Origin of the sequence: Massilia sp. METH4 (assembly GCF_037094685.1) — a bacterium.
Taxonomy (GTDB): Bacteria; Pseudomonadota; Gammaproteobacteria; order Burkholderiales; family Burkholderiaceae_D; genus Rugamonas.
This window is the reverse complement of sequence record NZ_CP146614.1, coordinates 4677477-4691328: the sequence shown is the minus strand read 5'-3', so window position 1 is coordinate 4691328 and position 13852 is coordinate 4677477. Positions and strand designations below refer to the sequence as shown.

General features: G+C 66.8%; 14 protein-coding genes. 6 read left to right on the top strand and 8 right to left on the bottom strand.

Annotated features, from left to right (window positions below; translation table 11 throughout):
- Window positions 1–152: 152 nt before the first annotated feature.
- Window positions 153–941 (bottom strand): IclR family transcriptional regulator C-terminal domain-containing protein, encoded by a 789-nt coding sequence (locus V6Z91_RS20640; protein WP_338760494.1) that lies wholly within the window; start codon window positions 939–941, stop codon window positions 153–155.
- Window positions 942–1087: 146 nt separating this feature from the next.
- On the opposite strand from V6Z91_RS20640, the gene pcaH reads away from it, so the two are divergent.
- The 4 genes from pcaH to V6Z91_RS20620 are packed head-to-tail and all read left to right on the top strand — an operon-like array spanning window position 1088 to window position 4946.
- Window positions 1088–1783, top strand: coding sequence for a protocatechuate 3,4-dioxygenase subunit beta (gene pcaH / locus V6Z91_RS20635; RefSeq protein ID WP_338760491.1), 696 nt, complete (start codon window positions 1088–1090; stop codon window positions 1781–1783).
- A gap of 10 nt (window positions 1784–1793) precedes the next feature.
- Complete coding sequence (locus V6Z91_RS20630) at window positions 1794–2300, top strand: protocatechuate 3,4-dioxygenase (protein ID WP_338760488.1); 507 nt, start codon at window positions 1794–1796, stop codon at window positions 2298–2300.
- Between the two features lie 19 nt (window positions 2301–2319).
- Window positions 2320–3702 (top strand): 3-carboxy-cis,cis-muconate cycloisomerase, encoded by a 1383-nt coding sequence (pcaB, locus tag V6Z91_RS20625; protein ID WP_338760485.1) that lies wholly within the window; start codon window positions 2320–2322, stop codon window positions 3700–3702.
- 2 nt (window positions 3703–3704) lie between these two features.
- Window positions 3705–4946: an alpha/beta fold hydrolase gene (locus V6Z91_RS20620; RefSeq protein WP_338760483.1), complete on the top strand. Its 1242-nt coding sequence runs from the start codon at window positions 3705–3707 to the stop codon at window positions 4944–4946.
- 76 nt (window positions 4947–5022) lie between these two features.
- Here V6Z91_RS20620 and V6Z91_RS20615 read toward each other — a convergent pair whose 3' ends face one another.
- The 3 genes from V6Z91_RS20615 to V6Z91_RS20605 are packed head-to-tail and all read right to left on the bottom strand — an operon-like array spanning window position 5023 to window position 8229.
- Window positions 5023–6195, bottom strand: a complete 1173-nt coding sequence (locus tag V6Z91_RS20615) for an ABC transporter substrate-binding protein (protein ID WP_338760480.1) — start codon at window positions 6193–6195, stop codon at window positions 5023–5025.
- Between the two features lie 28 nt (window positions 6196–6223).
- Complete coding sequence (locus tag V6Z91_RS20610) at window positions 6224–7189, bottom strand: PDR/VanB family oxidoreductase (protein ID WP_338760477.1); 966 nt, start codon at window positions 7187–7189, stop codon at window positions 6224–6226.
- Complete coding sequence (locus V6Z91_RS20605) at window positions 7186–8229, bottom strand: aromatic ring-hydroxylating dioxygenase subunit alpha (RefSeq protein ID WP_338760474.1); 1044 nt, start codon at window positions 8227–8229, stop codon at window positions 7186–7188. The genes V6Z91_RS20610 and V6Z91_RS20605 overlap by 4 nt, the downstream gene beginning before the upstream one ends.
- Window positions 8230–8337: 108 nt before the next feature.
- On the opposite strand from V6Z91_RS20605, the gene V6Z91_RS20600 reads away from it, so the two are divergent.
- On the top strand, window positions 8338–8874 hold the full coding sequence (locus tag V6Z91_RS20600; protein WP_338760471.1) for a MarR family transcriptional regulator: 537 nt from the start codon (window positions 8338–8340) through the stop codon (window positions 8872–8874).
- A 180-nt stretch (window positions 8875–9054) separates the two neighbouring features.
- Window positions 9055–10080, top strand: a complete 1026-nt coding sequence (locus V6Z91_RS20595; RefSeq protein ID WP_338760468.1) for an IS110 family transposase — start codon at window positions 9055–9057, stop codon at window positions 10078–10080.
- 412 nt (window positions 10081–10492) lie between these two features.
- Here V6Z91_RS20595 and V6Z91_RS20590 read toward each other — a convergent pair whose 3' ends face one another.
- The 4 genes from V6Z91_RS20590 to V6Z91_RS20575 are packed head-to-tail and all read right to left on the bottom strand — an operon-like array spanning window position 10493 to window position 13824.
- On the bottom strand, window positions 10493–11194 hold the full coding sequence (locus V6Z91_RS20590; RefSeq protein WP_338760465.1) for an ABC transporter ATP-binding protein: 702 nt from the start codon (window positions 11192–11194) through the stop codon (window positions 10493–10495).
- Window positions 11187–11939: an ABC transporter ATP-binding protein gene (locus V6Z91_RS20585; RefSeq protein ID WP_338760462.1), complete on the bottom strand. Its 753-nt coding sequence runs from the start codon at window positions 11937–11939 to the stop codon at window positions 11187–11189. The genes V6Z91_RS20590 and V6Z91_RS20585 overlap by 8 nt, the downstream gene beginning before the upstream one ends.
- Window positions 11939–12973 carry a branched-chain amino acid ABC transporter permease gene (locus V6Z91_RS20580; RefSeq protein WP_338760459.1) on the bottom strand — a complete coding sequence of 345 codons (1035 nt, stop codon included), beginning with the start codon at window positions 12971–12973 and terminating at the stop codon, window positions 11939–11941. Before V6Z91_RS20580 ends, V6Z91_RS20585 begins: the two co-directional genes overlap by 1 nt.
- A complete protein-coding gene (locus V6Z91_RS20575) occupies window positions 12970–13824 on the bottom strand; it encodes a branched-chain amino acid ABC transporter permease (protein ID WP_338760456.1) in 855 nt (284 codons plus the stop codon). The genes V6Z91_RS20580 and V6Z91_RS20575 overlap by 4 nt, the downstream gene beginning before the upstream one ends.
- Between the last annotated feature and the right edge of the window lie 28 nt (window positions 13825–13852).

Genomic DNA, 13852 nt, shown 5'->3' with positions numbered 1-13852 from the left:
CGCCGACCGAACCCGCCGGGCCTGCGGCCCGCGCCCGCCGGTGGAACGGGCGCATGCAACGGGCTGGCCCGGGCTCGCGCGTCCATTTCACCGGATTGCCGATAGCCGCCGGCTCGCGAGAGGGCTTCCTGCAGTCCGGTGGCATGAGGCGGTTACAACAGCGCCGACAGTTCGGCCTGGATCTTCACCATCGCCGGCAGGCAGCGCTCGACCATCGCCTCCATCGGCATGCGCCCTTCGTGCACGCTGACGTTCAGCGCGGCGACGACCTCGCCGCGGAAATTGCGCAGGGGGACGGCGATCGCCCGCAAGCCCAGCTCCAGTTCCTGGTCGACGACGGCATAGCCCTGCTCGCGCGCCCGGGCGATCTCCAGCGCCAGCCGCTCGCGGTGCACGATCGTGTGCGCCGTGATCCGCTCAGGCTCCACGGTGCCCAGGTAGCGCTGCACCTCGTCCGGCGGCAGGTGCGCGAGCAGCACCCGGCCGTTCGCGGTGCAGTAGGCCGGCACCCGGGTGCCCGGTTGCAGCGTGGTCGACACTAGCCGGCCGGCGCTCACCGCCGCCACGCAGACGAGTTCCCGGTCGTCCAGCACGCCGCACGATGCCGCCTCGCCCAGCGAGTACGCGAGGCGGTACAGCAGCGGTTGCGCGATGCGCGGCAGGCGCGCCGAGTGCAGGTAGGATTGGCCAAGGCGCAGCACGGCCGGCGTCAGCGAGAACAGCTTGTTCTCGTGCCGCATATAGCCGAGGTGGGTGAGCGTGATCAGGTAGCGGCGCGCCGCCGCCCGCGTCAGGCCGGTCCGTTCGGCCACCTCGGCAATCGTCAGGCGCGCACGTTCCTGGTCGAACGCTTCGATCACCTGCAACCCTTTTTCGAGGCCAGCCACGAGGTCGCGCGGGTGCGGTGCTTCGTGCTTGCCTGCCTTGCCTGCTGCTTCCATCAAAAACCCCCCTGTTTGTGCGAGTATCGCACAAAATGTGCGTATTGCGGATACACCCCGACATTGGCCCGTTGCCGCGGCCGGCCGCGAGCCCCTAACATGACCCGCATCCCATAACACTGCGAATTGCGCACGAGGAGACCCCAGTGAAATTCGATTCCGTCCCATCCGGCGTGTATCCGGAACTCGTCTATCCCGAATATAAATCGACCGTCAAGCGCGGCCCCCGGCAGCCGCTGCTGCGCCTGGATGCCGCGCTGCCCGTCACCGGCAACATCGCGACCCCGAGCATCGTCCTGCCGGGCGAGATCGACCTGACCCGGCCGGAAGGCTGTGCCGGCGAGGCAATCGGCGAGCGCATCGTCGTGACCGGCCGCGTGACCGACGAAGACGGCAAGCCCGTGCGCAACTCGCTGGTCGAAGTGTGGCAATGCAATGCCGCCGGCCGTTACCGCCACAAGAAGGACCAGCACAACGCGCCGCTGGACCCGAACTTCAACGGCTGGGGCAAGATGCTGACCGACGACGACGGCCGCTACCGCTTCGTCACCGTCCGCCCGGGCCCCTACCCGTGGGGCAACCACCACAAGGCGTTCCGCCCGGCGCACATTCACTTCTCGCTGTTCGGCAACGTCTATGCGCAGCGGCTGGTCACGCAGATGTACTTCCCGAACGATCCGCTGTTCGAATACGATCCCATCTTCAACAGCGTGCCGGACGAAGCTGCCCGCCAGCGCCTGGTCTCCCGCTTCTCCATGGAGGAGACCATGCACGAGCACTTGCTCGGCTATGAATTCGACATCGTCCTGCGCGGACGCGATGCCACCCCGATGGGCCTTTGAGGAGACACACATGAAGAAGATCACCACTTCGCAAACCATCGGCCCGTTCTCGCACGAAGCCTGGCAATGGGCCGTGGACGCGACCGCCAATGTCGAGACATCGGCGCCTACCGTGACCGTGCGCGGCGTCATCTACGACGGCGACGGCGCGCCGATCAACGACGCGCAGATCGAAGCGTGGAACCCGCACGGCGAACAAGCCGAAGCGCAGCAGGCCATCCCTGGCTTCCGGCGCATTCCGAGCGGCGAAGGCGGCGAATTCCAGTTCCGCCTGTCCCGCCCCGCCGACGCGCCGGCCGACGCGCCAGCCGCCTTCGTGACGGTGTTTGCCCGCGGTCTGGTGAAGCACCAGTTCACCGCCGTGTTCCTGGACGACGCGCCCCTGTCCCCCATCCTGGCGCAGGTGCCGGAAGCGCGCCGCGGCACGCTGCTGGCGCGCCGCCAGCCGGACGGCAGCTACCGCTGGGACATCCGCATGCAGGGCGATGACGAAACCGTCTTCTTCGATTACACGTGAGGAACGGGAGAAAAAACGGATGAGCGTATCGATCTTCGACAGCTTCCTGACGACGACCGAGATGATCGCGGTGTTCGACGATGCCGCGATCGTCCAGGGCATGTTCCGCTTCGAGCAGGCCCTGGCCGCCGCGCAGGCGGCCGAGGGCATGATCCCCGCGGCCGCCGCGCGCGCCATCGCCGGCGTCTGCAACGCCCAGCTGTACGACATCCCGGCGCTGATCGCGGCCAGCCGCCGCGCCGGCAGCCTGGCCATCCCCCTCGTCAAGGAACTCACCAAGACGGTCGCGCTGTACGACAAGGACAGTGCGGCCTTCGTCCATTGGGGCAGCACCAGCCAGGACGTGGTGGACACGGCCATGGTGCTGGCCACGCGGGATGCGCTGCGGCTGGTCGACGCCGGCCTGGACCAGCTGACCGGCACGCTGCTGGCGCTGGCCGATGCGCACATCGACACGCCGGTGCTGGCGCGCACGCTGATGCAGCCGGCCCAGGTGACCAGCTTCGGCTGGAAGGTGCTGGGCTGGGCGGCGCCGCTGCTGCGCGCCCGCGAGCGGCTGCGCGAGGCGGCCCGCCGCGCGCTGCAATTGCAGCTGGGCGGCGCCGTGGGCACGCTGGCCGTGATGGGTGAACAGGCCGGCGCGGTGGCGCGGCGCCTGGCCGATGACCTGGGCTTGAAGGTGGCCGAGGCACCGTGGCATACGCAGCGCGACGACTGGGTGCGCCTGGGGCTGGAAGTGGCCGTGCTGACGGGCAGCCTGGGCAAGATCGCCACCGACCTGTCGCTGATGGCGCAGGGCGAGATCGGCGAGCTGGCCGAACCGTCCGGCAATGGCCGCGGCGGTTCCTCGGCCATGCCGCACAAGCGCAATCCCGTCTCCGCGATGATCGCGCTGGCAGCCGCCGGCCGCACGCCGCAGCATGCCGCCGCACTGCTGGCGATGATGGGCCAGCAGCACGAGCGCGGCCTGGGCAACTGGCAGGCCGAGCTTGCCGAATGGCCGCAATTGTTCATCAGCGCGCACGGCGCCTTGCAGGCGCTGAACGACGCCTTCGGCGGCCTCGCCGTCGATACCGCCCGCATGCGCCGCAATATCGATGGCCTGCAAGGCTTGATCTTTGCCGAGGCGCTGTCGATCGGCCTGGCGGAAACCATCGGCCGCCCGGCCGCGCACGAATTCGTCGAGGGCCTGACGCGCCGCGCGGTGGCCGAGGGCCGCCACCTGGCCGAGCTGCTGCCGGATGCGGTGCAGTCGAACGAAGCGCTGCGCGGCCGCTGCGATGTCGATGCCCTGCTGGCGCTGTTCGACCCCGTTGCCGCCGCTTCGGCCGCGCGCCGTCTCGCCGCGCGACAACTGGCTGCTTTGCGCGCGCAGGCGGCCTCCTTCAACACGGAACCCTGACGATGACCATCGACCCTTTCGATCACGACTTCGAACGCGGCCTGCAGAACCGCCGCACCATCCTCGGCGACGAGTGGGTGGACCGTTCACTGAACAACGCCAATGCGTTCAATGCCGACTTCCAGAACCTGATCACGCGCTTCGCCTGGAACGAGATCTGGGGCCGTCCCGGTCTCGAATTCAAGACGCGCCGCGCCATCGTGCTGTCGATCACCATCGCCCTGGGGCGCTGGGAAGAGTTCGAGCTGCACGTGCGCGCCGCGCTGCGCCCGGGCGCCGAGGGCGGCATGAGCCCGGATGAACTGAAGGAAGTGCTGATGCAGTCGGCCATCTACGCCGGCGTGCCGGCCGCCAACACGGCGTTCGCGCACACGCAGCAGATCCTGCGCGAGGCCGGCCACTCGCTGGCACCCACGCAGCCGGGATCCGTGCCTCATCCGGGCGTGGGCCGCGCCGGCCGCACCGCCAGCCGCCCCGCCCTGCACTACACGGTCCGCGAACCGCGCAACGGCCAGCTGCCGCGCCGCACGATCGTCCTGTCCCACGCCCTGGGCATGGACCTGGCGATGTGGGACGGGCTGGCCAACCTGCTGGCCGAGGACAGCCGCGTGATCGCCTACGACCACCGCGGCCACGGCGGTTCCGAGGCGCCGGAAGGCGCCTACGACATGGCCGCGCTGGCCGACGACGCGGCCCGGCTGCTGCTGGAGCTGGGCACCGGCCCGGTGACGTGGATCGGCCTGTCGATGGGCGGCATGGTGGGGCAGGAGCTGGCGCTGCGGCATCCTTCGCTGGTGCAGGCGCTCGTGATCGCCAATTCGTCGTCCGGCTACCCGGAAGCGGCGCGCGACGGGTGGAAACAGCGCATCGCCACCGTCCGCGAAGGAGGCATCGAGGCGATCGCCGACACGGTGATGGGCCGCTACTTCCACGAAGCCTTCCGCGCCACGCACGCCGGCACCGTCGCCCGCTGGCGGCGGCGGCTCACCAGCACCGACCCGGTCGGCTACGTGGGGTGCTGCCATGCGGTAGGCAATGTGGACACGACGTCGCGCCTGCCTTCGATCTCCGTGCCAACGCTGGTGATCGCCGGCGAACTCGACCAGGGCGCGCCGGTGGCGATGTCGCAAACGATCGCCGACGCGATCCCCGGTGCCCGGCTGGTCGTGCTGGCGGATGCGTCGCACATCGCCGCAATCGAACAGCCCGCCGCGTTCGCCCGCGCGGTGCAACTGTTTCTCTGAAAATGGGGACAGACCCCATTTTTCGAGCAACTGTTTCCTGAAAAATGGGGTCTGTCCCCATTTTTCAGGAAACTTTTTACACGCCGGGGTCGGCGAAGTTGTCGACCTTGTCGAACTCCACGTTGAACATGGCGCCGTCGACCTGCGCCGCCTTGCGGATATACACGGTTTGCACGATGTCCCGGCTGCCGGCATCGATGCGCACGGGGCCGCGCACGCTGTTCCACGCCATGCCCTTCATCGCCGCGACGAGCCTGGCGCCATCGGCGTCGCCGCCGGCCTTGGCCAGCGCCTGGTACAGCAGGTGCATGCCGTCGTAGGCGCCGACCGAGTGGAAGTTCGGCCGCATGCCCTTGTTCGCGGCCATGAAGGCATTCACATAGGCCTTGTTCTCGGCGGACGGATGCGCGGCCGAATAATGGTGGCTGCTGACGACGCCGTTGGCGGCAGCGCCGATCCCGGTCATCAGGTCGTCATCGAGCACGTCGCCCGTGCAGATCAGGCGGATGCCGGCCGTGCCCAGGCCGCGGTCGTTGAACTGCTTCAGCACGGCCGCGCCCTCGCCGGACGGCACGAAGACGAACAGCGCGTCTGGCTTCGCATCCTTCACCCGTGCGAGAAATGGCGCGTAGTCCGGATTGCGCAGCGGCGAACGCAGCGAATCGAGCACCTTGCCGCCGCCGGCCGTGAAGCGCTTCACGAACACTTTCTCGGCGTCCAGCCCGGGTCCGTAGTCGGCCACGAAGGTCATCACGCGGCCGATGCGGTTCTTCGCCGCCCAGTCGGCCAGCGGCGCGGTCACCTGGGCCAGGGTGAAGCCGGTGCGCACGATGAAGGGCGAGCGCTGCGGAATGATCGAGGTGGCGGCCGCCATCACGATCATCGGCACCTTCGCCTGCGTGGCGACGGGCGCCGCGGCCAGCGCCAGCGGCGTGAGGCCGAAGCCGGCCAGCACGCGCACCTTGTCGCGTGCCACCAGTTCCTGGGCCAGGCGCTTCGTCACGTCCGGCGACACGCCGCCGTCATCCTTCAGCACGATCTCGATCTTCCTGCCGGCCACGCTGTCGCCGTTCTTCTGCTGGTACAGCTTCACGGCCGCTTCGATCTGCCGGCCGGTCGAGGCGAACGGGCCGGACATCGGCACGATCAGCCCAACCTTCAGCGGCTCGGCCGCGAAGGCGAACGAGGGCAGCAGGCCGGCCGCGGCGGCGCCCTTGAGCAGGATACGGCGCTTCAATTGGTATGTCATGTCTCCTCCTTGTTTTTAGTGGTATGAACTACAGGTCGAGCACCAGCAGCGCGCTCTTCGCGCGCGAACAGCAGGGGGTGAAATGGTCGTTCGCGGCCTGCTCCTCTTCCGTCTGATACAGGTCGCGGTGCTCCGGCACGCCATCGAGCACGCGCGTCAGGCAGGTGCCGCACACGCCCTGCTCGCAGGACACCGGCACGTCCACGCCATGCTCGGCCAGTACCTGGATCACGGTGCGCCCGGCCGGAATCGTGTAGGTCGCGCCGCTGCTGGCGATGCGCACGTCGAACGGGCGCTCGCCCTCCCCGGCCACGACGGGCGCGGCGCCGAAGTACTCGCGGTGCAGGCGGTCGTCGGCCCAGCCCAGCGCACGCGCCGCAGCCAGCACGTGGTCGATGTAGCCGGCCGGACCGCAGACGTACAGGTGGGTGCCCGGGGGGCAATCGGCCAGCGCGGCGGCGACGTCGAGCCCGGTGCCCTCCTCGTCCACGTGCAGGCGCACGCGCCCGGCGAACGGCGCTTCCAGCAAGCGGCCGCGGAAGGCGGCCCGCATCGCCGAGCGCACGCTGTAGTGCAGCGTGAACGATCGCCCGCCAGCATGCAGGTGCTCGGCCATCGCCAGCAGCGGCGTGATGCCGATGCCGCCCGCGAACAGCACGCTGTGATGTCCGCCCTCCGCGAGCGCGAACAGGTTGCGCGGCGCGCTCACTTCCAGCTCGGCGCCTTCGACGATGCGCTCATGCATCGCACGGGAGCCGCCACGCGAAGCCGGCTCGCGCAGCACGCCGATCACGTAGCGGTGCGTTTCATGGGGCGCATTGCACAGCGAATACTGCCGCACGATGCCGTCGCCCACGTGCACGTCGATGTGGGCACCCGCCGTGAAGGGCGGCAGCGGCGCCCCGTCCAGCGGCACGAGTTCGAAGCTGCAGATATCGTCGGCCTCGACGGCGCGCCGGGCTACCTTCATGCCGATCTTGCCCACGGTGCTCATGCCGCCACCTGCGTGGTGTCCTGTTCGCGGGCGAGCCAGCGGTCGATCACCTTGCGCGACTGCACACCGCCGGCATCGATGTTCAGCGCCAGCAGCTTGCGCTCCGGGTGCCGCAGGATATTGGCCTGCTGCTGTTCCAGCATCGCGCGATCTTCGCTGAAGATCTTGCCCTGGCCGGTGCGGATCGTATCGGTGAGCACCCGGTCGCCGGCCTTGAAGTTGCGGGCCATGCCCCAGAAGTACCAGTGCGTCGTCTCCGTTTCCGGCGTGATGAAGTCGACCACGATCGACGATGCCTTGAACTCGGCCGGCGCGTCGTAGCCGCCCTTGCCCGCCAGCGCCACGCCCACCTCGATCATCACGTGGCTGGGCGGCGTGAAGTGGCAGATCTGCCAGCGGTCCACCGGCATGTTGTCGGGCAGGCCGTTGCCGCGCAGGGCCGCCTGCCAGAACGGCGGCGGCATCACGTTTTCCATGAAGCGGCTGGTGATCACCTCGTCGCCCGAGGTCTTCGTGTTGACTGGCGCTTCGTCGATTTCCTTCTGCCCGATCGACGACGCGTGCACATAGGTCTCGTGCGTCAGGTCCATCAGGTTGTCGATCATGAGCCGGTATTCGCAGCCGATGTGATACAGGCCGCCGCCGTAGGCCCAGCCGTCATCCACGGCCCAGTGCAGGTGCGGAATCGTGCCGGCGTCGGCCAGTGCCGCCTCGCCGGGCCAGACCCAGATGAAGCCGTAGCGCTCCACCACCGGATAGCTGCGGATGCATGGGAAGCCGCGCACGCGCTGGCCGGGCATCGCCACCGGCTTGCCGTCGCAACCCATCTGCAAGCCATGGTAGCCGCACACCAGCGTGCCGTCGCGCACGAAGCCCAGCGACAGCGGCGCGCCCCGGTGCGGGCAAAAATCCTCGACGGCGGCCACGCCTTGTGCGGCGCGGTAGAACACGATCTTTTCGCCGCAGACCTGGCGGCCCAGCGGCTTGTCCACGATTTCGTCGGGCGTGGCCGCGACGTACCAGGCGTTTTTCGGGTACATGGAGTCTCCTTTGTTGTACTTGTGTAGAATCGATATTCAGTACACTGAATATACGCCCGGACTTCACCCGAAGTAAACTGTGCGCGACAAATTTTTATCGGCTGCGCCATGGACAACGAAAGCGACAAAGTCAGCGAAGAAGTCGACAACAAGGTCGGCGAGAACGTTCGCGAAAAAAGCAGCGACCTGCTGGACCTGCACGAACACCCGGGCCACCTGCTGCGCCGCGCACAGCAGATCTCAGTGTCGATCTTCCACGATGAAATCGGCGGCGAGCTCACGCCCGTGCAATACGCGCTGCTGCGCACCCTCGCCGCCAGCCCCGGCATCGACCAGGTGACGCTGGCCGGGCTGGTGGCGATCGACACCTCCACCGGCGCTTCGGTCTGCGCGCGCCTGGAGGAAAAGGGGCTACTGGAACGCAAGGTCATCCCGACCAACCGCCGCCAGCGCGCGCTGACGATCACGGAGGAAGGCGCGGCGCTATTGAAGCGGCTCGACCCTGCCGTGCATCGGCTACGCGAACGGCTGCTCGCGCCGCTGACGGAGCGCGAGCAGGAGACGTTCATGCGGCTGCTCGACAAGCTGGTCATCGAGAACAATGAGCAGAGCCGGGCGCCGCTGGCGAGGCCGGAGGTGGCGTAGGTTTGCCTCTGCCTGGTGTCGGACATTTTTTCGCACAGCGAAAAAGTGTGCGACACCGGTTTTCTTTGGCGCTGGCTTCGGCGCGGAAAACCAATGGGATGGACGCCCCCACCCTGAGACGGCATCGATGTGCCAAAGTGGAGCTGTCGAAGTTTCACTTAACCAGAGAGGGGCGTCACCATGAAGATTACGACATGCAGTATGGATCTGGCAAAGGAAGTTTTCCAATTCCATGGCGTTAATGCGAGCGGCAAGGTCGAGATGCGATGCCAGCTCCGGCGTGGCAAGGTGATGAGGTTTTTCTCTAACATGCCGCCGTGTCTAATTGGGATGGAGGCGTGTGGCAGCGCGCATTACTGGGCACGGCAGTTGCAGAGCCTGGGCCACACGGTCAAGCTGATAGCTCCGCAGTTCGTCAAGCCATACGTGAAGACCAACAAGCACGATGCAGCCGATGCCGAGGCAATCTGCGAGGCAGTGCAAAGGCCAAACATGCGCTTTGTGCCGATCAAGACTATTGAGCAGCAGGCGATTATCGCTGTTCACACGGCGCGTAGTGGGTTCGTCAAGCAGCGTACTGCTCAGGCCAACCAGATTCGCGGCTTGCTGGCGGAGTTTGGCCTCGTTGTCCCGAAGGGTTTGGCCGTGCTCAGGGAGCGAGTACCGGCACTGCTCGACGAAGCGAAGGATGAGTTGCCCGGCATTTTTCGCCAGACCATTCTGGAACTTCTCGATCACTTGAAGGTGCTGGATAGAAGAGTCAACGAATTCGAGCTGGAAATTCTGAAATGGCACCGCTCGAACCCGATGTCCAAACGGTTGGAGAAGATACCCGGCATAGGACCGATCACAGCCAGCGCTTTGGTCGCGGCGATCGGTAACGCGAGGAACTTCGCCAATGGCAGGCAACTCGCAGCGTGGATCGGCCTAGTACCCAAGCAGCATTCGACAGGCGGTCGCACGAATCTTCTGGGCATCAGCAAAAGGGGCGATACGTACCTGCGTACTTTGCTCATTCATGGAGCCCGAGCGGTGATCCAGCATGCAGTCAAAAAGGATCCAAGCAAGAGCGGCTGGCTTCACTCACTGCTTGGGCGACGGCACAAGAACGTTGCGGCAGTAGCATTGGCCAACAAGAATGCAAGGACTGTCTGGGCCCTATTGGCTCATGACAGAGAGTTCCGAGCCGATTACGCTGCCGCGTAATCGGCTCGGCTGAGGGCCTTCGCGGAGGGTAGCGGACAGTTTTTTGGAAGCGGAGCAGTACATTCCACCGATTGCACAAGCGATCAAGAAGTGATGGCAAACCAGGTAAGACCGTGGTCGGCTTAGCCCGCGCGACACCAAGCACCTTGAGTGCGTTAAACCGAGGGGGCGTCGACCAGCAAATCCCATCAGGGACAGTGGCATCAGCCACATCAAAGTCCGAATGTACGGGTGCAATCTTTACCTACAAACCATCACGAAAAGAAAGCTTGGCATACCGGGGGCGTCCATGTACGGTGTCGCACACCTTTTCCGGATAACGCCCCGGAAAAGGTGTCCGACACCAAGGCTCCTCCGGATGAAGCGCCCGGAAAAGGTGTCCGACACCAAGGCTCTCCAGGCTGTGCCGCCGCTAGGCCACCGCCACCAGCCGATCCAGCGTCGCCCCATCATCGAGCAACTCCCGGCTGTCCGAGTCATGCACGATGCACCCCCGATCCAGCACGATGGCACGCTGCGTGAGCGACAGGGCGAGCCGCGCATGCTGCTCGACGACGATGACGGACAGCCCCTCGTCCCGCACCAGCTTGCGGATCACGCCCAGCAGCTCCTGCACGATGATCGGCGCCAGCCCTTCCATCGGTTCATCGAGCAGCAGCATGCGCGGGTTCGTCATCAGCGCGCGGGCGATCGCCACCATCTGCTGTTCGCCGCCGGAGAGCTGGTTGCCCATATTGGTGCGGCGCTCCTGCAGGCGGGGGAATACCTCGTAGATCTTCTTCACATCCCAGCGCCCCGGCCGTGCCACGACCGTCAAGTGTTCCTCGACGGTAAGCGACGGGTACATGTGCCGCTCCTGCGGCACCCAGCCCAGCCCGGCGCGCGCCCGCTTGTAGGGTGCAACGCGCGCAATGTCCTTGCCGGCCCACCGGATGGCGCCCTTGTGCAGCCGCGTCAGGCCCATCAGCGTGGTGAGCAGGCTGGTCTTGCCGACGCCGTTGCGGCCCAGCAGCGCCAGGCTGTCGCCCTCGTCCAGCGCGAACGACACGTCTTCCAGCACCACGGATTCGCCGTAGCCGGCCGTTACCCTCTCCACCGCCAGCAGTTCAGTCATGGCCGCCCTCCCCCAGGTACACCTCTTTCACGCGCGGGTCCGCGGCGATTTCCGCCGGCGTCCCTTCCGTCAGCACCTTCCCGCCCACCAGCACGGTGATGCGCTCGGCGAACTTGAACACGAGTCCCATGTCGTGTTCGATGAAGAGGATCGTCACATTGCGCGGCAGGCCGGCGACCACTTCGAACAGCTCGCGGCTTTCCGCCTGCGGGATGCCGGCCGCCGGCTCGTCCAGCAGCAGGATCTTCGGTTGCGTGGCCAGCGCCAGCGCGATTTCCACGAGCCGCTGCTTGCCGTAGGCCATGCTGCGCGTGATGCTGTTCGCCTGGTCCGCCAGGCGCAGCGATTCCAGCAGCGCCATCGCCTCGTCGACCATGTCGCGGTGCTGCGCCACCGTTTTCCACCACACGTTCTGGACGCCGCGCCGCTCGCCGAGCGCGAGCATCACGGATTCCAGCACGGTCAGGCCGGCGAACAGCGTGTTGATCTGGAACGTGCGCGTCATGCCCCGCTTCACGCGCTGGTGCTGCGGCAGGTGCGTGATGTCCTCGCCGCCCAGGTAGACCTTGCCGCTGGTGGGCGCGAAGCCGCCCGTCAGCAGGTTGATGAAGGTCGTCTTGCCGGCGCCGTTCGGGCCGATCAGCGCATGGCGCGCGCCGGGCGTAAAGGTCAGCGACACGTCGCTGTTGGCCTTGAAGGCGCCCCAGCTCTTCGAGAGGCCTTCGGTTTTCAGGGTCGTATCCATCACCGCGCCTCCTTCCGTTCGCGCATGCGTTCCAGCAGATCGGCAAAGCCGCCCACGATGCCGCCCTTGGCGAACATCACGATGCACACCAGCAGCAGCCCGATCCAGAATTGCCAGTAGGTGGGATTGATGCCGGCGATCTTGTCCTGCGCGATCATGAACACGGCCGCGCCGACCAGCGCGCCGTACAGGCGCCCCGTACCGCCCAGCACCAGCATGATCAGCAGTTCGGCCGAGCGGGGGAAGCCCAGCATGTCGAGGCCGACGAACTGCGTGGTCTGGGCCAGCAGCGCGCCGGCGATGCCGGCGACGACGGCGCCGACCGTGAACACGGCGCGCAGCCGCCTGTTCACGTCCGCGCCGATGGCCGGCATGCGCCGCCCGCCTTCGCGGATACCGCGCAGGCCCAGGCCGAACGGCGAGTTCACGAGGCGCCGCAGCACCAGGAACACGAGGAACAGCACCACGTAGCTGTACACGAAGCCCGTCTTGCCTTCCAGGTCGAACTCGAACACGCCCAGCAGGTTACCGACCATCATGCCGGAAAGGCCATCGACACCGCCCGTCAGCCACGCGGCCTTGTTGGCGGCCTCGAACAGCATCAGGCCGATGCCGAGGGTGACCATCAGGCGCGTCAGGTCCTGGCCGCGCACGACGAGGAAGCTGACGATCCAGCCGAACAGCCCCGCGACCACGGCGCCGGCCAGCATGCCGGTGATCGGCTCGCCCCAGCCATGCACGGAGAGCAGCCCGGCCGTATAGGCGCCGAGCCCGAAGAAGGCCGCGTGGCCCAGCGACACGATGCCCGCATAACCGAGGATCAGGTCCAGCGACAGCGCGAACAATCCCACGATCATGATCTGGCTGGTAAGCACCAGGTACTGCGGGAACAGGAACCAGCTGGCCACCGGCAGCAGCCAGAACACGACTTCCAGCGGGTGCCAGCGGCCATCCGGCAGGCGCAGCGCACGTGCAGGCGCCGCTTCCGGGCGCGCCGGGGTTGGCGCCACTTCGGCTTTCGACAAGGCGTTCATGCTTTCCTCCTGACCAGGCCCGCGGGGAAGGCGAGCAACAGCACCACCATCAGCGCATAGATGACGAAGGCGCCCACTTCCGGCACATAGTATTTGCCGGCCACGTCGAACACGCCCAGCACGATGGCCGCCAGCAGCGGCCCGGTGATCGTGCCGGCGCCGCCGACGGCGACGACCAGCAGGAAGTACACCATGTACTTGACGGGGAAGCTGGGGTCCAGGCCCAGCACATCGATGCCCAGGCCGCCGCCCAGGCCCGCCAGGCCGGAGCCCAGCGCGAACGTGAGGCTGAATACGCGGCTGACGTTGATGCCCAGCCCTTCGGAAGCCGTGTGGTTGTCCACCGAGGCGCGGATCTGCGCGCCGAAGCGCGTGCGCTCGATGAGGAGGCCCAGCAGCGCCGTCACCACGACGACGACGCCGATCAGGAACAGCCGGTACGCCCCCACTTCGAGGCCGAACAGCGACACCTGCCCGCGCAGCCAGTCCGGCAGGCTGACGGGTTGCTGGGTGGGCCCGAAGAAGTACGTGGCGCCGGCCACCGCCATGAAGGTGAGGCCGATCGAGAACAGCACCTGGTCCAGGTGGCTGGCCTTGTACAGGCGCCGGTAGAGCGTGCGCTCCAGGATGAAGCCGACCAGGGCGGCGGCCAGGAAGGCCAGCGGCAAGGTGGCAAGGAATGGCACGCCTGCGCGATCGAGCAGCATCACGCACACGTAGCCGCCCAGCATCGCGAACGCGCCGTGGGCCAGGTTAACAAAGTTCATCATGCCCATCGTCACCGACAGGCCGACACTGATCATGAACAGCAGGCTGCCGTAGGCAACGCCGTCGAAGAGCACGCCGATCATGGGCGGCTCCTGGTTTGGAAAGTCATGG